Origin of the sequence: Aquipluma nitroreducens, from assembly GCF_009689585.1 — a bacterium.
GTDB classification, from domain to species: domain Bacteria; phylum Bacteroidota; class Bacteroidia; order Bacteroidales; family Prolixibacteraceae; genus Aquipluma; species Aquipluma nitroreducens.
Window position 1 is genome coordinate 4,932,929 of record NZ_AP018694.1, and the last position, 21,565, is coordinate 4,954,493.

At 40.7% G+C, this 21,565-nt stretch carries 18 protein-coding genes; all 18 read left to right on the forward strand.

Going from position 1 to position 21,565, the window contains the following annotated elements:
• Positions 1–6: 6 nt before the first annotated feature.
• The 18 genes from AQPE_RS20830 to AQPE_RS20915 all read left to right on the forward strand — a co-directional run bounded on the left by AQPE_RS20830 (position 7) and on the right by AQPE_RS20915 (position 21,539).
• Positions 7–777 (forward strand): 3-ketoacyl-ACP reductase, encoded by a 771-nt coding sequence (locus AQPE_RS20830; RefSeq protein WP_318348412.1) that lies wholly within the window; start codon positions 7–9, stop codon positions 775–777.
• An 11-nt stretch (positions 778–788) separates the two neighbouring features.
• Entirely contained in the window at positions 789–1,799 is a 1,011-nt protein-coding gene (locus AQPE_RS20835; RefSeq protein WP_318348413.1) for a sugar phosphate isomerase/epimerase family protein, read from the forward strand.
• Between the two features lie 64 nt (positions 1,800–1,863).
• Positions 1,864–3,060, forward strand: a complete 1,197-nt coding sequence (locus AQPE_RS20840) for an MFS transporter (RefSeq protein ID WP_318348414.1) — start codon at positions 1,864–1,866, stop codon at positions 3,058–3,060.
• 59 nt (positions 3,061–3,119) lie between these two features.
• Positions 3,120–3,677, forward strand: a complete 558-nt coding sequence (locus tag AQPE_RS20845; protein ID WP_318348415.1) for a gluconate 2-dehydrogenase subunit 3 family protein — start codon at positions 3,120–3,122, stop codon at positions 3,675–3,677.
• Positions 3,678–3,680: 3 nt separating this feature from the next.
• Positions 3,681–5,339, forward strand: a complete 1,659-nt coding sequence (locus AQPE_RS20850) for a GMC family oxidoreductase (RefSeq protein ID WP_318348416.1) — start codon at positions 3,681–3,683, stop codon at positions 5,337–5,339.
• A 6-nt stretch (positions 5,340–5,345) separates the two neighbouring features.
• Positions 5,346–6,455 carry a cytochrome c3 family protein gene (locus AQPE_RS20855; RefSeq protein ID WP_318348417.1) on the forward strand — a complete coding sequence of 370 codons (1,110 nt, stop codon included), beginning with the start codon at positions 5,346–5,348 and terminating at the stop codon, positions 6,453–6,455.
• Between the two features lie 141 nt (positions 6,456–6,596).
• Positions 6,597–7,310: a YjjG family noncanonical pyrimidine nucleotidase gene (locus AQPE_RS20860; protein WP_318348418.1), complete on the forward strand. Its 714-nt coding sequence runs from the start codon at positions 6,597–6,599 to the stop codon at positions 7,308–7,310.
• 170 nt (positions 7,311–7,480) lie between these two features.
• Positions 7,481–7,846, forward strand: coding sequence for an IS66 family insertion sequence element accessory protein TnpA (tnpA, locus tag AQPE_RS20865; protein ID WP_318346939.1), 366 nt, complete (start codon positions 7,481–7,483; stop codon positions 7,844–7,846).
• Position 7,847: 1 nt separating this feature from the next.
• A complete protein-coding gene (gene tnpB / locus AQPE_RS20870; RefSeq protein ID WP_318346938.1) occupies positions 7,848–8,207 on the forward strand; it encodes an IS66 family insertion sequence element accessory protein TnpB in 360 nt (119 codons plus the stop codon).
• Between the two features lie 71 nt (positions 8,208–8,278).
• Positions 8,279–9,961: an IS66 family transposase gene (gene tnpC, locus AQPE_RS20875; RefSeq protein WP_318346937.1), complete on the forward strand. Its 1,683-nt coding sequence runs from the start codon at positions 8,279–8,281 to the stop codon at positions 9,959–9,961.
• Positions 9,962–10,111: 150 nt separating this feature from the next.
• The gene (locus AQPE_RS20880; protein ID WP_318348419.1) at positions 10,112–10,306 is read left to right on the forward strand and encodes a hypothetical protein; all 195 of its coding nucleotides are present in this window, start codon (positions 10,112–10,114) and stop codon (positions 10,304–10,306) included.
• Positions 10,307–10,658: 352 nt separating this feature from the next.
• The gene (locus AQPE_RS23935) at positions 10,659–10,829 is read left to right on the forward strand and encodes a hypothetical protein (RefSeq protein ID WP_404800989.1); all 171 of its coding nucleotides are present in this window, start codon (positions 10,659–10,661) and stop codon (positions 10,827–10,829) included.
• 90 nt (positions 10,830–10,919) lie between these two features.
• Positions 10,920–11,573, forward strand: a complete 654-nt coding sequence (locus tag AQPE_RS20890) for an RNA polymerase sigma-70 factor (protein ID WP_318348420.1) — start codon at positions 10,920–10,922, stop codon at positions 11,571–11,573.
• 133 nt (positions 11,574–11,706) lie between these two features.
• Positions 11,707–12,777 carry a FecR family protein gene (locus tag AQPE_RS20895; protein ID WP_318348421.1) on the forward strand — a complete coding sequence of 357 codons (1,071 nt, stop codon included), beginning with the start codon at positions 11,707–11,709 and terminating at the stop codon, positions 12,775–12,777.
• Between the two features lie 112 nt (positions 12,778–12,889).
• Positions 12,890–16,354, forward strand: a complete 3,465-nt coding sequence (locus tag AQPE_RS20900) for a SusC/RagA family TonB-linked outer membrane protein (RefSeq protein WP_318348422.1) — start codon at positions 12,890–12,892, stop codon at positions 16,352–16,354.
• A 57-nt stretch (positions 16,355–16,411) separates the two neighbouring features.
• Positions 16,412–18,415 (forward strand): RagB/SusD family nutrient uptake outer membrane protein, encoded by a 2,004-nt coding sequence (locus AQPE_RS20905; protein WP_318348423.1) that lies wholly within the window; start codon positions 16,412–16,414, stop codon positions 18,413–18,415.
• A 252-nt stretch (positions 18,416–18,667) separates the two neighbouring features.
• Positions 18,668–20,044 carry a Gfo/Idh/MocA family protein gene (locus AQPE_RS20910; protein ID WP_318348424.1) on the forward strand — a complete coding sequence of 459 codons (1,377 nt, stop codon included), beginning with the start codon at positions 18,668–18,670 and terminating at the stop codon, positions 20,042–20,044.
• A gap of 112 nt (positions 20,045–20,156) precedes the next feature.
• The gene (locus AQPE_RS20915; RefSeq protein WP_318348425.1) at positions 20,157–21,539 is read left to right on the forward strand and encodes a Gfo/Idh/MocA family protein; all 1,383 of its coding nucleotides are present in this window, start codon (positions 20,157–20,159) and stop codon (positions 21,537–21,539) included.
• Positions 21,540–21,565: the final 26 nt, after the last annotated feature.

Here is a 21,565-nt window from a genome sequence, read left to right on the forward strand (position 1 = left end):
TAAACAATGAAACAAGTTGCATTAGTTACTGGTGGTAGCAGGGGAATCGGGTTGGGAATTGTCAGACAATTGGCGATGCAAGGATTCGATCTCGCCATCAATGGGGTTCGTCCGGAGGAATCTGTTTGTGATGTCATTGAAAACTTGAAAGCGTTGGGAGCCGATGTTATTTATTGTCGGGGAGATATCTCGCTCCGCGAAGACAGGAATAGTATCATCCACAAGGTAAAAACCCATTTTGGCAGACTAAATATCCTGGTCAATAATGCGGGCATTGCACCGAAGGAACGACAGGATATTCTTAATGCATCAGAGGAAAGTTTCAATGAAGTGCTTTCAGTGAATCTGAAAGGAAACTATTTCCTGACTCAGGAAGTGGCCAACTGGATGATAGAACAGAAGCAGGATGATCCTGAATTTTTTGGTTGTATCATCAACATTTCTTCCATTTCTGCCACAGTTGCATCAGTAAATCGGGGTGAATATTGTATTTCCAAAGCCGGAATCAGCATGGCGACACAGCTTTTTGCCGTGCGTCTGGGTGAATTTAATATTCCTGTTTACGAAGTCCGGCCTGGTGTGATTGATACAGACATGACTTCAGGAGTAAAAGAAAAATATGACGCTTTAATTGCAAACGGTTTGTCTGTTCAGCAACGTTGGGGCCAGCCGGAGGATGTAGGGAAAGTAATTGGTGCGATTGCCGTACGTAGTTTTCCATATTCAACAGGACAAGTATTCATGGTTGACGGAGGATTGACCATTCCACGCTTATAAAATCTAAAACCATGGAGCTATCACGTAGAAATTTTCTTGTAAAATCATCGTTGGCAGCCGCAGGGATTTCGGTTGCTGCAAATTCGAAATTGTATGCCGGCGGGAATTCCGGTCGCCTTCAGGAGTTGAAGACATCAGATTCAATAGAACAGGAATCATTTAAGTTCAGTGTATTTTCGAAAGTATTTCATTGGCTGCCAGTTCCTAAAATGGCCAACCGCTTAGCCACGATGGGATTCGATGGCATCGATCTGACGGTGAGGCCAAAGGGTCATGTTTTGCCCGAACGGGTAGAGGAAGATCTTCCAAAGGCGATAGAGGCTGCTAAAAAAGCTGGTATAAACATTTACTCCATCGTTACTTCGATAAATAATGCGGATGATCCGCTAACTGAAAAGATTTTGAAGACCGCCAGTTCGCTGGGTATTGGTCATTACCGGATGGACTGGTTGTATTATGATGATGCCAAATCGATTGAGCAAAATCTGGTTGCTATCCAAACTGTGATGAGTAAATTGGCTGTAATGAACGAAAAGTACAAAATACGCGGCGAGTACCAAAATCACTCCGGAAAGTATACGCCGCAATCTTATTTTGGATCTTCCATTTGGGATTTGTATTCAGTTTTGAATAAAATCAACTCACCCTGGCTCGGTTCGCAATATGATATCATGCACGCAACAGTGGAGGGTGCCTATTCGTGGGAAACAGATTTTAAACTCCTGAATCCTTACATTTATTCAATTGCTGTTAAAGATTATTTCTGGAAAAAAGAACAGGGCAAATGGGTTCCTGAAGTTGTACCGATCGGAGAAGGCATGATTGATTTCGATAAATATTTTGGTTTGATAAAACAATTCAAAATCAAATGTCCGGTTTCGATTCACTATGAATATCCACTTGGTGGTGCAGAGAAGGGCGACAGAACAATTACCATGAAAAGTGAAGATATCCTTTCGGCTATTGAAAAGGATCTAATTACACTGAAAAGCAAATTCAGGAATGCAAACCTGATTGAATAACAACTTCCGGTGAATGCTTGAATTCAGGAATTCGTCCGTCATAACAATATAAAAGGGAGGCTTAATGAACATCGAAAAACCAAGTTTTGGACAAGTTAAAGTTACGGCAACAGGATTTTTCAGCCTGTTCTCAATCGTCGGAATTGCTTTTTACGGCCTTCCGTTTTTCTACGATTTCTGGGTGCAGGATTATGGATGGTCGCGTGCAACTGTGACTTCAGGAAACGCATTTGGTAAAATTTTTATCGGGATGTTCGCGTTTATCGCCGGTTGGGTCATCGACAGGTTTGGTCCAAGAAGAATCATGCTTTCAGGAATATTGATGGGAGGAATAGCCTTGATTGGCTTAAGTGTAGTGACCACAATCTGGCATTTTTATTTCTTTTATCTGATCAGTGCATTGGGATACATGTGTGGAGGTCCGCTTCCGAATCAGGTGCTGATTTCCAGATGGTTCACCACTACACGCGGAAAAGCAATGGGTATTGCCTATCTCGGTATCGGTTTTGGTGGCATGTTGGTTCCGCAGCTTGCTAAAAAACTGAATTTGGAATTTGGCTGGCATCAGTCGCTGATGTTGCTGGGAATACTTATGATTCTGATTGCTTTTCCAATGATATGGTTTGTAAGTGATAATCCGGAAGACGCAAAAAATAAACATCAAAATGAAACGCCAAAAGTTCCGCTCGGTACCATTCTAAAGGGCTGGCCCTTTTATTTGTTGCTGATTGGAAGTATCTGTTCCATTGGGGCCGTGGCCGGAACGAGTCAAAATCTCAAGTTGTTTTTTAGTATCGATCTAAAATATACCCAACAACAATCGGCCAATGTGATTTCACTTGTTCTGGCCGCAAGTATTATCGGACGCCTGCTAATGGGCTGGCTGGCAGACAGGATACCCAAAAAATATGTGATGATACTGATTTATGCCATTGTTGCCGGGTCAATACCTCTGCTTTATCTGGCATCCACACCGGGAGTCATTTACTTGTTTGCTTTCATTTTCGGAATTGGCCTGGGTGGTGATTATATGATTATTCCATTGATGGCTGCAGAATTGTTCGGTGTAAAAGTGATGGGAAGAATCATGGGCATCATTCTCACTTTTGATGGGTTATCAGAAGCATTTTCGCCCATGATGGTAGGCTGGATGAGGGATAAAGGCGGAACTTACGCGAATGGATTTGCAACTTTAATGGTTTTGGGAGCAATTGGCATCATTGCAGTGTCATTTTTGCCGAAGGAAAACAATAAAATCTGAACAATTTTTGCAATGTGATTTATGCACTTATTTATAATTATATACAAACAAATACTGATATGAAGGAACCCTGGAATAACCTTTCGAGACGACGTTTTATGCAACTGGCAGCTCTTGGATCAGGAGGTGTTTTATTGTTTTCTCAATGCTCGAAACCTAATTCACTATGGCGTTTTTTTACCAATGCCGAAGCCCAATTAATGGATGCAGTAGCTGATCAGTTGATTCCACCTGATGAATGGCCCGGTGGCCGGGAATCCGGAGTTACAAATTTTATTGACAAACAATTGGTTGGACCATATGTCCGGTTTCAGGAGAAATACCGGAAAGGACTGAAGGCAGTTCAGAATTCGTGTGAAACCATGTATTTCATGAAGTTTGAAAAACTTAGTAGTGTAGAACAAATTTCTTTTATTGAAAAGATGGAAGCCGGTGAATTAAGTAAAACGCTTTGGACGGAAGTTACCGACCGTGAATTTTTTAACCTTATTCGGGATCATTCCATGCAGGCTTTTTATGGTAGTTCCCGCCAGGGAGGAAATAAAAACAACATCAGCTACAAAATGCTGCAGCTCGATTATCCATTAATAATTGGCCAAAACCGCTATAAAACTTAAACCATGGCAAATAAAAAAGTAAATGCGCTGATTGTAGGTGCCGGTGCCGGTGGAGGAGTGGTTGCCAAGGAACTAAGCACCGCCGGAATGTCGGTTGTGTTGTTCGAGCAGGGTGGATGGGTTTCTTATGACGACCATACGAATGATGAACTGCATTCGGAGCGTAATCCGGTTTTGGGCAATTCCTGTGGTCCTGATGACCAGCGGTATAAAAGGGTGAATATTCATGCGGATGGAAGCCGTCATATTGTTCTTCCGAGTGAAGGCGATTACAACAATATTTCAGCTTGTGTTGGTTCAGGGACAGTTACTTATGGTGCTTTGGCGTGGCGTTATATGCGCGAAGATTTTAAAATGAAAAGCACTTATGGTCATGTTCCCGGATCCACGCTTGAAGATTGGCCAATTACCTACGACGATCTGGAACCCTGCTACGAAAAGGCTGAATGGGAAATTGGAGTGGCAGGTGACGATTCCCTGAATCCATTTGCAGCTCCGAGGAAGAAGCCCCAACCAATGCCACCATTCACTCACAATCACGAAGCGGAGATGCTGAATAAGGCCGCGCTAAGATTGGGGTATCATCCGTTTTCTATCCCGGTTTTGAGAAATTCAGTTCCATACAATGGTCGTCCGGCTTGTTACCGGATGCGTACCTGTATCGGATATCCATGTCCGGTAGGTGCAAAAGCCGGAACTCACAATACGGTGATTCCTGTTGCCCTGAAAACCGGGAATTGTGAATTGCGGACAAACTGTATCGTTTCAGAAATCATTGTCGATGATCAGGGTAAAATTACGGGTGTCACCTATTTCGATCAGGATAACCGAAAAAAAACCCAATTGGCCGACCTTGTTGTTTTATCGGCTTCGGCCATTGAAACTGCACGTTTATTGCTGAATTCAAAATCGAAGTTTTTCCCTTCCGGAATTGGGAATGAAAACGACTGGGTTGGCCGTAATCTGCAGGGACATGCCTATCCGAGTGCAGTTGGCCTGTTCGAAGATGAGATTTATGATGATGTTGGTCCCGGATCTTCAGTTGCTATTTGCGATTTCAACCATCACAATCCGGGTATTATCGGAGGAGGTTATCTGGCAAACTCATTTATTCAAATGCCTTATGCATTTTCAAGAATGCGACCACCCGGAGAAAAACTTTGGGGAAAGCAGCATAAAGAGTTCCAGCGTAAATACTATAAAAAAATGGCCGCTGTTCACGGGCCATACCAGGAAATTCCCAATTTCGATCAGCGTGTGGATATTGATCCTACTGTAAAAGATTTTTGGGGAATTCCTGTGCCCCGGCTTTCAGGAAAAACACATGAAGAAGCCATAAAAGGATGCGCTTTTTTGGCAGACAAATCAGAAGAATGGCTAAAAGAGGCCGGTGCTGTAACGATCTGGAAATCGCTTGGAGTTTCCAACGGAGTAAGTGCCGGACAACATCAGGCAGGAACGTGCCGGATGGGCAATGATCCAAAAACTTCAGTAACCGACCGATATGGACGAGTTCATTCTACGTCGAATCTCTTTGTTGCTGATGGCAGTCTGCACGTTACCAATGGCGGATTTAATCCTGCACTGACCATTATGGCACTTGGTTATTGGGTCGGTGGCCATATTGCTTCTGAATGGAACAAAGGAAACCGGTTTAAATAATGAATCATGACTGTAAAAAAGAAGATATTTCGCAAAATTTTGATAATAATTCCTTTATTGATTCTTTTGGTTTTGATCGCGTTTGGATCATTTTATACCTACTGGAATTCTGCTCCTCCTTCAAGAACATGTGCCTCCTGCCATGAAATTGAAGGTGCGGTAAATATGTTTGCTGAGTCGTACCACCGGAATCTGCGTTGCACCGAATGTCACGGAACAGCCATAAGCAATGGCATTCATAGTTTAAAGGAAAAGGGATCGATGATCGTGAAGCATGCAAAAAACGAAAACACTGAAGATATCCGACTGAATGAAGATCAGGTTTTGGCAGTGACGGATAATTGTGCCCGTTGTCATGCCGATGAAAAGGCCAAATGGCTATCCGGAGGACATTCAGCCCGTTATCAGGATATATTTTTGAACGAAAAACACAATCGAACTGAGCAGTTAAATTTCGATTGTCTGCGTTGTCATGGAATGTTTGCAGATATTGACATCAATGGGTTGGTCGAACCGCTTGATAAGAAAGGCCCATGGAAGTTTAAGGATAACAAAATGGCAAGTCATCCTGTAATTCCATGTTTGGCTTGCCATCAGGTTCATGCAAAGGGTTCACCTCGAATGAGTCCCAATTATTCCAATCCGAAGGATGCTTTTTACCAGCGCAAAGTTACCAACTCAAAAGTAAGTTTTTATAACCGTCAGGATCAGACAAAGGTGCCAGCCGAAGACCTTCCAAAATTGAAACTTTGGGAAGGAGAGCTACCTGTAGAAGTATCAGACGATGTTCAAATGCGGAATTGTATCCAGTGCCATGCGCCGAATGCCCGCCATCAGGCCGGAACGGGTGATGACCTTACACCACGCGGCGTTCACGAAGGACTTTCGTGCATAGATTGTCACGAACTTCATTCGAACGATGCACGACACAGTTGCAGCAATTGTCATCCGGCAGTTTCTAATTGTAATTTGGATGTCACCAAAATGAATACCAGCTATTTTGATTCCAAAAGTCCAAACAACATTCATTGGGTTGCTTGTATTGATTGTCATCCGGAAAGGAAGGCCAGAAAAACAAAAAACAAAATAGTCACATCGAAAAATTATCGTTTTTGAATATAATTGAATTGTGCCATCCAAACAAATACGTAAAGTGATTGAACTTTCAATAAGTTCCCTGGTTAGAAGCAATTTATCTAATTTTGAAATCTCTAAGTGATTGCAATAAGTAATTGAACGAATAATTAAATTCTAAATATGAGTACTTCAGAAAATAGATCTAAGAAATATAAAGTCCTCTTCTTTGATCTGGACCGGACTTTATGGGATTACAGAGCGAATTCGGAGCAAACATTGAAGGACCTAGTCACAAAACATACTCCAGAATTGGTTGAAAGGTTTGATAAGTTTCTGGCTACATTTTACGATGTAAATGAGAGTTTATGGTTGGAATACAGAAATGGCAGGCTCTCTAAAGATAAATTGAGCACTCAACGTTTTATTGATTCATTTAAACGATTAGGAGTCGACGCTAAACCTTTTGCTGAGGAATTCAGCAATGATTATATCACAGAAAGTCCTAATAAAACCAAGTTATTTCCCAAAACGATCGAGACTCTCGAATATTTAAAAAATGCTGGTTATAAAATGTTCCTGTTAACCAATGGTTTTGTCGAAGTCCAAAAAGTTAAAATCAGAGACAGCAATCTGGAACCCTATTTTGAGACCATGATAACCTCTGAAGAAGCCGGATACCAAAAGCCAAATGAAAAAATATTTGAGTTTGCACTTCAAATTGTAAAAGCAGAAAAAACCGATTGTTTAATGATAGGTGACGATTTGGAAAGTGATATTGAAGGGGCTCAGAATTTTGGAATTGATACTGTCTTTTTTAACCCGGCAGGCTTAGTACATGAAAGTGTGCCTACTTTTGAAATAAAACAATTAGACGAGCTAACTAAGTTGTTGTAGGAAAATAGATTTTAAAACGAAGCAAGGATCGACTAAAATCGCCCATATCTCTTCCTTCCATTTTATTAAAACGACAATCATGTTTGTAAATTGTAAGCATTCGCTGAAGTGCGTCAACTAATTTTGCATGTCAGTCTATAAGTTTGCTTTTTACTTCAAAGACAAACGACATGTATAATGAGAAAAAATTCCGGGCCATCTATGACGAGTTTCTGGCATCGGGCCTGACCATTCGGGATTATTGCGCCAATCAACAAATGAATGAGGCTAAGTTCTATTATTGGCAACACAAGCTAAAAGGACTATTGCCACCTAAAAGTGGATTTATCCCGGTGGTTTTTGAGAATGGTGGGCAAGCCCAGTCGTCGCGGGTTCCAGCCCCGGTGCAGGTACAATCGACAACCTTTTCAACATCGGGAGCCAGACCCCAAACCATCTCCTGTGAGATTAGCTATCCGAATGGGGTGTGTTTAAAGCTGAACGGTTTGCCCGACCCACAGATATTACGGTCGCTGTTGGTTTTAACGCGCCGGTAGGATGTTCAGCCTCACTTCGTCAATGCGGTATTACCTGTATTCGTACCCAACGGATATGCGCCGGAGTTTTTACACCCTGAGCGGAATGGTGACCAACCAGATGGGGCGCAACGTGCAGGACGGGGATGTTTATATCTTTATCAACCGCCCGTGTACCAGCATGAAAATCCTGCACTTGGAATGCGGTGGTTTGGTGATCTATCACATGAAACTGGAATCGGGCAGTTTTAAACTACCGGTTTTTGATGAAAGTACCAATACGTTTCAAGCCAGCTGGCAGGAGTTGATGCTGATGGTACAGGGTACCTCACCGGATGGAAAAATGAATAAAAAAAGATGGGAAAAACCTTCGAAACAGTAGATTTTACTTGGTTTTTAACTTGTCTATACGGTTGATATTTAGTATCTTCAAGCCATCAAAAGCAAGTAAAAATGACAGTTGAAGAAGAGGGTTTTTTACAGCAAATTCTGGAAGAACGTGACCGGCTTTTTAGGGAAACTTCCAGGCTTAAAAGTCAACTTTCCAACTTTGAAAACTTCGATTCAGAAAGATCCACTTACCAAAAACAAATTGTCGGAAAAGACCAGCTGATTACCGAAAAAGATCGGGCAATCAGCCAACTGGATGAAACAATTAACAAGCTGAAACAACAGATAGAGATGCTCCAGCGAAGGATCTGGGGCAAATCCAGTGAACGGTATATCAATGAGGATCCCCTGCAACGAAAGCTCGATTTTGAGGGACTTGACCTGCTTCCGGAAGAAAAGGAACTTGCAACCAGTGCCAAAGAGGAGATCGAAAAGTACAAGACCATCCGTGTTATAGAGGTAAAGGAGAAAAACCATCCGGTACGCAAACCGCTGCCCGAAAGTCTACCGAGAGAAGAAACCCACATTTATCCACAGCACATTGAACTCGAGAATTGGATAGAACTGGCTCCGGAAATTACAGAAGTTCTGGAACGCGAATCTGCCAGATGGTATGTGCGCCGGATCATCCGCCACAAATATGCGTTGAAAGATAAAAGCCAGGATGTGGAAAAGCAAATCATTACAGCTCCCATGCCCGTACTTCCCATAGCAAAAAGCTATGCCGGGGCAAGTGTTTTGGCTGATATTATCATCGACAAATATGTGAACCATCTTCCTTTCTATCGTCAGATCCAGATGTTCAAACAACAGGGTATATCCATTGCACCTGCAACCATTAACGGCTGGTTTCAGGATGTAGCCGACCTGATCAGGCCTACTTATTACCGGTTAAAGGAGCTGGTGCTGGCTTCGGATTATATACAGAGCGATGAAACAACGATCCCGATTATAAATAACGAAAAGCACACCACGATAAAAGGATACATCTGGATGATCCGTGCGGTTATGGACAACCTGGTCTTTTTTCATTACGACCACGGTTCCCGGGCACAAAAGGTCGCACTGCAATTGTTTAAGGATTTTCAAGGCGTAATCCAGACCGATGGTTATGCCGTTTACGATATTTACGAAAACAAAAAGGGCGTTCTGCCCATTGGGTGCTGGGCTCATGCCCGGCGTAAATTTGAAGAGGCTTTGGCAGAGGACAAAGTCAGGGCTTCTTATGCGCTGGAGCAAATAGGACTGCTCTATCAGGTGGAGAGGCAAGCCGATCAGCAGCAACTCTCTTATGACGAGCGCGCCGATCTTCGTTCCCGCTTGGCTTATCCTATTATGGTAGCCTTCGAAAAATGGCTGCTAAATGAATACCCCAAAGTTTTGCCCAAAGGGCGTATCGGAAAGGCTATCCGCTACACCTATAACATTTACCACAAGTTGACCCGATACCATTTGGATGGTCGGTTGAAAATTGACAACAATCTCGGAGAAAATGCTATCCGTCCAATTGCCCTAGGCCGGAAGAATTGGTTGTTCTGTGGAAACCACGATGCAGCCGAAAATGCAGCAATCATGTATTCCATGCTGGGCTGTTGCAAGGCAAGCGAAGTAAACTTCCGCGAGTGGCTGGTATACTTTCTGAATAACATCCACAATTACGATAACGATTACAGCAAGGATCTGGCCGAATTACTTCCACACAACTTCAAACTTCAAAACCAGATTTGTAACAGTTCCATCTCCTAAGCCTCTCAAAGTTCTCCGAACATTTTAGAGAACCTCTGAAAGTGGGTTGCTGGTTTTCTAAGAAAATATAACGGAGTTTACCGAATGCTTACTGTAAATTTTCAGTATAAGCTAAATCGACTCAATAACAATCATTAAAATTAAATAGTTATGAAAAGAAGCATTGTCTGCCTTTTGTTTAGTTTACTAATTATTTGTAATGCTAATTCTCAATCTTCGTTTAACGGTCTCGACATGAATATAGGTAATTTATCCCGCTTGTCAAATGCCCAGACTCGTTCTATAAGTCCTGAAAACCTTACTGGTGAAAAGGGCAAAGGTGGTATGGTGGACACGCCGGAGTAAAAATCACCCTACGCCGGGGATTATTGAACCATTATTGCCGTATATAAGTATATTAAATTCAAATAATAAAGGGTTGATCTCGAAAAACGGCGTAAGGTGGTCAATTTAGCTGGCGTGTCCAGTTTGACTGCAGCGCCAATACCAAATCTTCACTGCGGAGAATACAACGGTTTATGGCGACTTATCTTTTGGATACAGATTTGATTTCCAGATTTATATTCATGTTATTACCTCATAATCCTCCTTCCCGTTTAGCAATGGATAGGATAAACTGGAAGTTTGGTCAGTAGAATATCAGTATATTGGTGCTCGCAGTTGTTTATCTCGGAGTTGCTTTCCATTGCTGTTTAGTTTGTTACCCAAATTTGGCAATTCAAACACCGAAGAACGCATTGAATTGGTTGAACGGTTCATCCGTCTGTTTGGTTCAGAAGCATTGGATTGTTTGACAGCAGATCGTGAGATTGTTGGAGAACGATGGATTAAATACCTGAATGAACAGCAGATTCGGTATTATTTATGAACCAACAATTTAAGTTTGAGAGTTTGTAAAAAATAAAGGATTGAAAGCATCAGATAAATATAATATCTTTGGTTCAGGATTTTGAAAGATATGGCGAATTTGTTAAGTGACAATATAGGTAATCAGCAATTCATTCTTGACGAACTTCAAAAGGGGAATGAACGTGCTTTTAACTCTATCTTCAAACAGTATTACAAACCCTTATGCCAATTTTCTTATTCATTTATTAAAGATCAGGACACTGCCGAAAATCTCATTCAGGATGTGTTTACCAAGCTCTGGGAAAAGCGCGAAAACATAACTAACATTGATAATCTTTTGTCATATATGATGGGAATGGTGCGTAATCAGAGCATCGACTTTCTGAGAAGAGAGAAAACAAACTCGAAAATCTATAACAAACTCCGGTCAAAAAAATCAGAGAATACTACTGAAGATCAAATCTCAAAGAATGAATTTGAGGAAAAATTACTAAAATCAATCATAAATCTTCCTGATAGATGCCGTACAGCCATCGAAATGAGTCGGTTTGATGGTTTTTCAAATAGGGAGATTGCTCAGAAAATGGAGATTTCAGTAAAGGGTGTTGAAGCTCTGATTGGCAGGTCCCTTAAGCTTTTGAGATCTGAACTTCAGGAATTTTTGCCTTCAAATTCTAAAAAGAACAAAAAAGGAGGTGGTCTCGTTTTGTTTTCATTGTCTTTATATCGACACACAATTTGGGAAATTCCTTTTATAAGATAGCAAAGCCTTCTGTCAAATACCTTATAAATACCTACTTATAAATAAATTTCAAATAATTTATATTTTTAAAAGTAATTCAATGTAGGGTTATGCATGTCGGGATTCGTCTGTTAATTGTAAAACAATGAAAATAATGAATCCAATTTCCGAAGACATAAATGCACTGATTGCAAAATTTTTGACTGCTCAACTAAGCGAAGCAGAGGCTGCTGAGCTTAGCGAATGGAAATTAGCAAGTCGCGAAAACCTAAAGGAATACAATGACTTTGTTGCCTTATGGGCTAAAATGAGCTCATTGAAAATGCTAGAGCCAATTAATCAATTAAAAGCCTATAGTGCAATCCGAAAAAAAACAGGTATTTATCTATCCAAAACAAGGTGGATTAATTGGGCTGTTCAGGCTGCCGCAGTAGTTGTTTTATCTATGATTTTCTCAGGAATTTACAACTCTTTAAATCATACCAATTTAAACCCAATCTTTACCGATAATTCATCTTCACAAATTTATCAGGAAATTAAAGCCGCATATGGCACCCAGGCAAAAGTAGAATTGTCTGACGGCACAAAAGTTTTCCTGAACTCCGGAAGTAAACTACGCTTCCCACAAACTTTTGCCAATCAACAACAGCGAAACGTTGTGCTGGATGGCGAAGGATATTTTGAGGTTACTAAAAACATAGAAAAGCCATTTATTGTTGAAGCAAACCATCTAAGCATAAAAGTATTAGGAACAAAATTTAATGTTGAAGCATACGCTGACAACTCTTCAGTTTCTGTTGCTTTGGTTGAGGGCAGCGTAATTCTTCAGGAAAATACTGGTGGACAAAATAAAGATATCATGCAGCTTTCGCCTAATCAGGTGGCTACATTAAACCCGGCAGACCAGTCATTATCCAAATCAGATGTTCCTGATTTATACAAATATACGGCATGGATTAATGGACGAATTGTATTCTATGGAGATCCGATTCAGACAGTAGTTAAAAAACTGGAAAAATGGTACAATGTTGATATTGTGATATCCGACAAAAAGCTTGAAAGATATAAGTTTACAGGTACATTTATCAATGAACCACTGGAACAGGTCCTTAATATTTTGAGCATGACTTCACAAATGACCTATGTGGCTGAACCTATTATAAAACAGACCGATAATTCAATGTCGAAAAGAAAAATAATATTAAGAAGTAAAAATTTAAATTAACTGGGTTATTGCCTATGAAAAAGAAAAACAGGAAAGTGTTGGTCCACTCCCCTGTTCATTTGCCTGCTAAGCAGGGTCTTATTGATTAAAATAATCTAAAACGTTCAAATTTATGAAAAAAAACTGTACAAATGGTATATGCCTGCATTGGTATGTGCTAAGAAAAGCATTATTCGTTATGAAACTAACTGTACTAATCTTTCTGATTACCTCTTTGAGCCTGATGGCAAGAGAAAGCTATTCGCAAGAAACTCGGATAAGTCTGAACATGAAGAACGTACAAATCAAAGACGTTCTGTTGAAGATTGAGAACACTTCGGAGTTTTTCTTTATCTACAACAACCAACTGATTGATGTTGATCGGAATGTTTCTATAAATGTGGATAATGAGAAAATCTCGAATATTTTGCACGATATTTTTAAGAATCAGCAGGTCGATTTTCAATTAACTGACAAAAAAATTGTAATTGTGCCAATTACACCGTCAGAACAACAATCACAGAGTAAAGTATCAGGTAAAGTGACCGATCCAAGCGGGTCTCCGCTACCAGGGGTTACTGTTTTGGTAAAAGGCACCACGATAGGTGTTATCACCGATTCCAACGGAAATTACTCGTTGTCCAATATTCCTGAAAATGCTGTATTGCAGTTTTCGTTTGTGGGAATGACGATGCAGGAGGTGAAAGTTGGCGCGCAGAGTACAGTGAATGTTGTTTTGAAAGAAGAAACCATCGGACTTGATGAAGTTGTTGCAATTGGTTATGGTACTTCCAGAAAGAAGGACCTTACTGGTGCAGTTGTAAATGTGAAAGCAGAGGAGTTAATGAAATACCGGCCAGCGAGCGTATCCGATCTGTTAAGATCTTCAGTAGCTGGTTTAAAAGTTGGATATAGTACCGATGCCAAGGCAACCCCGGATTTTTCAATACGTGGAACCAATACCATAAAATCAAATCCCGATGACGAAGCAGCTGCCAATAAGCCGCTTATTGTGGTCGATGGGGTAATCTTTAATGGCGATTTGTCTGAAATAAATGTGAACGACGTAGAGACTGTTGACGTTTTAAAGGATGCGAGTGCAGCATCGATTTATGGTTCCCGTGCATCAAACGGTGTAGTTGTGTTTACAACAAAAAAAGGGGCATCCAACGCACCTGTCATTCGGTTTAGTGCAAAATACGGTGTTGTAACAAGTTTCCGTAGATTGAAAACTTACAATGGAGATGAAGTGATGAATTGGTTAGTGAATATGAAGGAATCCATTAACAGTAAACTTCAGGAACCATGGTCACAGTGGACACCTTATGATAAAGTTCCGGATCAATATAAGGCTAATTGGTTAACTGCAAATGGTATCCCAGGTGAAACAGATAAGAATAAGATTACCAGTGTATGGTTAGACGGTTTTGGTTTTGAACAAAATGAAAAAGAAAATTACATGGTTGGCAAATCTTACGATTGGCAGAATTGGTTATTCCATACCGGACAGAGGCAAGACTATAATTTTAATGTATCCGGACGTGCCAACAAGGTAACTTATTTCTGGTCGATAGGATTGAAAGACTACGAGTCGCTTCAGGTTGGCGAAACTTTCAAATCTGTTACTTCCCGGTTAAATTTCGATATTTCTGTGACCGACTTTCTGAATGTGGGGCTAAATGCCAATATTGCCTATGAAGATGAAGGCCAGCAACCCATAGATCCATCTGGATATATATCTGCTTCGCCTTTTGACACTCCCTGGGGAAATGGGATGCCCCAAACAAAAGAAAATTTGAAGCTGTCAAGTGCAGGTTCAAACTTGAGTAATCCGCTTTTGGATCCGGCTTATATAACAAGAAAATTCGACAGTTACAGGTTATCCCCAACGATGTATGCAAAACTGACACTTCCTTTTGGCATTGTACTTACATCCAATTTCACACAGCGTTTGGAATTTGGAAGGAGGTTTCAGTTTGATTCTCCTGCACACCCATTATGGACACATGGAGGTATGGTAAACAGAATACATACTCAAACATACGGGTGGCAGACAGATAACATATTAAACTGGAATAAAGATTTTGGCCCTCACCGGTTCAGTGTTACCGGGTTATGGAACAGAGAAAGCAACCAGAGTTGGGAAACAGATGCATATACTTCGAATTTCTCACCCAATGCTAATCTTGGATTTCATGAGATGGCTTATGGGCTTCAACCGTCAACGGATTCTTATGATGAGGCCAATTCAAGAACGGCTATGATGGGTCGTGTGAACTACGCTTATCAAAGTCGTTATAATTTATCGGCCTCAATACGTCGCGACGGATACTCCCGCTTCGGTTCAAATCATTTATATGCAACTTTCCCATCCCTTTCGGCCGGATGGACGTTATCGGAAGAGAACTTTATGGCTGCGAACAAGAAATGGCTTTCCACACTGAAGCTTCGCGCAACCTGGGGAGTAAATGGAAACAGCAGTGGAATAGGTCCTTATGCTGCATATGCAAGAATGCAAGACAGCAAATACCTCAACTATAGTAACGGTTATATTATGGTACCTTACCTATATGTTGACAGGATGCAAAATGCAAACCTTTCATGGGAGAAAAACCAGGCCTGGAACCTTGGTATTGATTACGGATTCTGGGATGGTCGGTTAAAAGGGGCGTTAGACTTATATACTTCAAAAACCACTGATTTGCTTTTGGACAAGAAACTGCCTATTGTTACCGGCTTTAACTCCATAACAACTAACGTTGGTAATTTAAAGAATTCGGGTTTTGACCTTTCAATAAACACTGAGAATATTAAAAGTAACGATTTCTCTTGGACCAGTAGTTTAAATATTTCCTATAACAAAAACGAGATTTTATCGTTAACCGGTGAAAAATCCCAGGTCATTGATAACAATGGAAATCCTGTAGTCGATAGCAAAGGAAATCCTGTAATGAAAGAACCTGATGATACCGATAATGGCTGGTTTATAGGACAGAGCAAAGATGTGATATGGGATTATAAGGTGAATGGTGTTTATCAGGTAACTGATGCCGCGGAGGCAGCCAAGTACGATCGGTCCCCCGGTGATTTTAGAGTCGTTGACCAGAATGGTGATGGTAAATTGAACAGTGCAGATAAAGTTTTCCAGGGATTATCATCTGCCCCATGGTATATAACTTTCAGAAATGATTTTCGTTATAAAAACTTCGATATGGGTATTATCCTTTTTAGCAAGCTTGGCTACAAAGGTGGTTCAGAATACCCGTTTAACAACCAGGAGGATTACATAAAAAACCATAACTGGTATAAAATTCCGTATTGGACACCAGATAATAAGATTAACGATGGTGCACGGGTTAATTCAATAAGGCTTGGAGATATGATGATGTGGATACCAAAATCATACGTACGTTTCCAAAACCTATCAGTAGGGTATAATTTACCTAAAGAACTTTTGCATAAAATCAATTTTGGCAATGCACGTATAGCGTTAAATATCGATAACATTGGTTTAGTGACAAAATGGAAAATGGGCGATCCTGAGTCTTTAAGTGAGTTACCAAGAATATATTCCTTTAGTGTAGATCTATCATTCTAAAACAGAAGAACTACATCATATGAAATTATAGAATATTTAACTGAAAAAAATTGAAAAATGAAAAAAATAAATAAAATAAAAGGAATAATCCTTGTGCTGTTGCTTACTATCACATTTTCATGTGACAACAAAGACTTCCTGACAAAGGAACCATTGTCTTTTCTTAGCCCTGAAATTACGTTTACAGATGCTGTTGGCTTAAAAACGCCATTGGATGCAGCCTTAAAATCGATTTTCGACCAATATAACGGGGACACACGCGAAATGATGTTTAACCATAATATGAGTGATGTCGCTGTAATTGGTGTGACAGATGAAGCCGAGGCTTTTGTTAATATGAGGAGATATGCAACGCCTCAAAATGCACAGGAAAGTGACAATGCCGGACACTCCAGATCATCCTACGAGTTATGTTACAAAAATTTAATGAATGTAAATACGGTAATTGATTACATTGATCATGTTAAATGGGCAAAAGGACAAAACGATCCAGAGCGAAACCATCTTTTGGGAAGCGCTTATTTTATACGCGCATTTTACTATATGCAACAAACCATGCAGTTTGGGAATTGTGCCTTTCCTCTAAATGCGGTTACAACAGCAAGACAGGATTTCAAAGCCTTTACCATGCAGTCAGTTTGGGATCAGATGGTTACCGACCTTGAATGGGCAAAGAAATATGTCAAAACATCTATTGAATTACCGAAAGGGCAAGTACCAAATGCTGCAGTTAAAATGTTGCTGGCCAAATATTACATGATGAATTTAAGATTCGCTGATGCAGAGGCAGAAATGACCAGTATTATTAACAGTGGGGAATTTAAGCTCGTTACCGATGCCGATGTAGATGTAGATTCAGTGATGATTGGCAACAATTTTCAAGTTTATGATAATACCAGGATTCCGGGCAGAAGTTGTAATGTTTCAGCCGACGCCATTAATTTTTTACACCAGGAATGGAATGCAAACAGGGTTAAAAACAGGGAAGGAATTTGGGTTTTTGCCAATGAATGGGGTTATAAAGGAAATTCCGAAGAGGGTGCCAAACGGGTTCGCTCTTTCGGCCCTAATTTTGTAAGTACAAATCAGGGCATAACTTCTCCTTTGGGTGGAGCAGGAACTGATGTCCGCCAAGGTTCTGGTACTATGATGATGAAGTGGGGTCGTGGCCAGGGGTTTAGCCGTATTACCAATTATGCACAGTACGGAGTTTGGAATTTTAAAGGTGAAACAGACAGACAGGATTACCGTCACAAACCGGGCAATTGGTTTGAAATGAAATATGTATTGTATGACAATCCGGATCTAAAAGGTACTGAATGGTACATGAAACCGCTTCAACTTTGGTATAATGGAACTCTTTTATGCAAAGATACCATACGTTGTTGGTATGGATATCCCATCTATAAAATGTGGACTTATGACAAAGATTTGCCTCACAGGCAAGATGGAGGACAGGCTGATATGTATGTTTACAGGTTAGCAGAAGTTTATCTGCTCAGAGCAGAAGCAAGGTTCTGGCAAGGCAATAATTCCGGTGTTGCCGATGATATAAATGTTATACGACAACGGGCCAACGCGAGCCATATGTACACCGCCGGAGATGTAAATACAGCTGGTATTGGCGCAGTACTTGATGAACGTGCCCGTGAACTTTATGGAGAAGAGTTTCGTCATGATGAACTTGTACGTATTTCGGTTATATTGGCCAAGAGTGGTAAACCATGTTATAATGGTAAAACCTATTCAACTGGACCGGATATAGCAAAGTCTCTGTCAGCTAACAGTTTCTATTACGACAGAATGATGGAAAAAAACGACTTTTTCAGAGAACATACTCCTTGGGTAACCTATACATCACAAAGCTACATTATGGATCCAATGCATATCTTTTGGCCTATTTATGAGGCTGATCTTATTGGTAACGTTAATAATGTTTTGAATCAGACACCTGGCTACGACGGTTCTGAAAAAAATGTAGAACCTTTAGTACATAAGGTACAACCGGCGGGAGTGCCAAACATTGATCCAATGGTTGCTATTGGGGAAAGAAAAGAATAGAATTTCTGTAAAACTATGAGTCTGTTTCAAAAGGCGCTAACCACGTCAATCTGAACTTGATTTAAGATATCATTGCATTGTAAATCACCATACTAAGTGAATTGTGGAGAACTGGTTCTGCTGGTGTTATGACTTTTGAGACAGACTCTAAACTAAATCTATATTGTTAAATAATTAGTTTTTCATAAGATTACTCTCCGAAAAGAAAAACTAAGTTTCAGTAGTATTGTATCAATATGAAAGGAAATGTTTATGACTAAAATAAGTGTTACGCGAAGAGATTTTATTGGTAAAACAGCAGCTGGAATAGTTGGCGTTGCTGTTTCATCAAATGCCTCATCCATGAGTGCAGTTTCATACAGTAGAATTATCGGCTCCAATGATAGAATCAATATTGGATTTTTGGGCTGTGGAGATCGCAGCAGCGATCACCAAAGCATGGTAAAAACTTCATCAAAAGAAAAAAATCTGGCTGTAGTTGCCGTTTGCGATATTTGGAAAAACAATAAAGAAAAGGCCGCAGCCAACTGCAAAAAGTTGTTCGGAACAGATGTACAGCAGTTTAAATATTCCGAAGATATGCTCAAAATGCCAGAGCTTGATGCGGTAATGATCGGCACAGGTGATTTTCAACACGCCAAACTGTTGGCTGAGGTAGTAGAGGCAGGTAAAGACTGCTATTGTGAAAAGCCGATGGCAATCGATGTGGAAGATGCTAAACTGGCAAGAAATGCAGTTCTTGCATCCTCTCAGGTTGTACAGCTTGGCTCGCAATGGGTGAGCGATCCTATTCAGCTAAAAGTTCGTGATATCATTCGTTCCGGGAGATTAGGTCAGATTACAAAAATCGATCAGGTTTGGAATGATAATGAACCTCGCTGGCATGTTCCGAATGATCCCGATGTGGCTGCAATCCGGGAAGAAGACACTGACTGGAAAAGATGGCTATTAGGTAAGCCATATGTCCCATTCGACCCATGGAAATATTTTGAATTCAGGATATTTCGTGATTACTCCGGAGGAATTACCTCACAGTGGGTGAGTCATGGTGCTGGATTAGTTCATTTCTATACCGATACTGCCATTCCAGATTCAATGGTGGCAAACGGAGGAATATTTGGTTGGCCTGATATCCGGCAGAATCCGGATACGTTCCAGGCTTTGGCCACATACGACGATGCGAAATTTTTATATTCCTACTCTACCAATTTCGCAAGCAGATTTGGTGATTACTCCTGCATTCATGGAAAAGAAGGAACCTTATTTGCACATGGAGGTGAAGGCAGTTCATGTTGGTTCTTTATCTCCGAACATCAGAACCTTCCTGGTGGATTCGATTTTTATGAAGGTATGAAAGAGATGATTAAAAGAGGTAAAGCGGAGATTGTAAGTACGGAAGAATACGGGATGAAGCCTGGCCCTGTAAATACGAATGACAATATGCCCTATCACCTCAATAACTGGATTAATTGTATGAGGAATCGGGATGTAGTCCCGAACGGGAATATCCATACAGGATTTTGGCATTCGATAGCCAGTATTATGGCTACACAAGCTTACCGTGAAGGTAAAAAACTATACTGGGACCGAACAAAGGAAGAGATCTTAGACCATCCAGTAATCATATAATAGATTCCTCAAATCTTTTTGGTTACGATTACTAATCGTTGTATTAATTAATTTATAGGACAATATAAAAACCCCTGCGTTCATGACGCAGGGTAGTTTATAATTAACCAACATGACAAAAAGAAGAGATTTTATCAAGAAAAGTGTAATAGGTGCCGCTGGTATTGCTATCGGCGGGATGGGATTCAGCACAAAATCGTATGCTTCAATTATCGGATCCAACGAACGCATTAATGTTGCAGTTATTGGTCTTCGAAGCCGGGGCGAGGCCCACATTAAAAGTTTTTGCGCTCTGAAAGACAACAAAAACATAAAGATTACAGCTTTATGCGATGCTGACGAACAGTTCTTTAACGAACGGGCGAAACTAGTGACCGATAGGTATGGCGTAGCACCTAAGTATGAATGGGATATGCGCAAGATTTTCGATGACAAGGATATCCATGTTGTTTCTTTTGCGACACCGGATCATTGGCATGCACTGGGCTCCATCTGGGCTTGTCAGGCAGGTAAACATGTATACGTGGAAAAACCTTGTAGTCATACTGTCTTTGAAGGGCGGAAAATGATTGAAGCTTCCCGCAAGTATAATGTTCGCCTTCAGGTTGGATTTCAAAACCGTTCAGGTAAAAATATAATAGAAGCTATGAAATTCCTGCACGATGGAGGTATTGGCGAGGTCTATATGGCTCGAGGGCTATGTATTAACCCACGTGAATCATTTGGCATTGCAAAAGACAGCACTCCACCAGCCACCCTTCATTATGACCAGTGGTTAGGGCCAGCCCGCTGGCAGCAGTATAACGAAAAGCGGGTTCATTACAACTGGCACTGGTTTTGGGATTACGGAGCTGGAGACACTGGTAATCAGGGACCTCATCAGTTTGATGTTGCCCGTTGGGGACTTAACAAAAACGAACACCCTATATCAGTTTATTCCACCGGTGGTATTTATGGGATTGACCCTAAAGAATGTGCTCAGGAAACGCCAAACACACAAACCTCTGTATTCAAATATGAAGATGGAAAGATGCTTGAGTTTGAAACAAGAGGCCGTTATTCAAATGCTGAATCAAGTGTTGATATAAAGGTCGGAAACATTTTTTATGGCACTGAAGGTTACCTTGAACTTAAAAACGAGGAAGCAAGGCCGTGGAAAGCATTTCGCAAATGGGAAGATGTTCCTTTCGCAGGCTCAAAAGAGGACGAAAGTGGCCCAGCCCTTGACCGCACCGGACCAATTGGTACAGATGTTGATTCACATTGGGGCAATTTAATTGATGCAGTGCGCTCAGGCAAAGACGAGGACCTGAATTGCGACATTATTGAAGGTCATTATTCATCTACACTTCCCAATCTGGCTAATATCTCCTATCTACTTGGACGTGAATTGAAGTTTATGGGTGATTTTGAAAAGTTTGCTAACGATCCGGAAGCAGATACTCTTCTGACAAGGTACTATCGTAAACCATTTGTTGTCCCCGAGGAAGTTTAAATATTTAGCAATATTAATTGTTAATT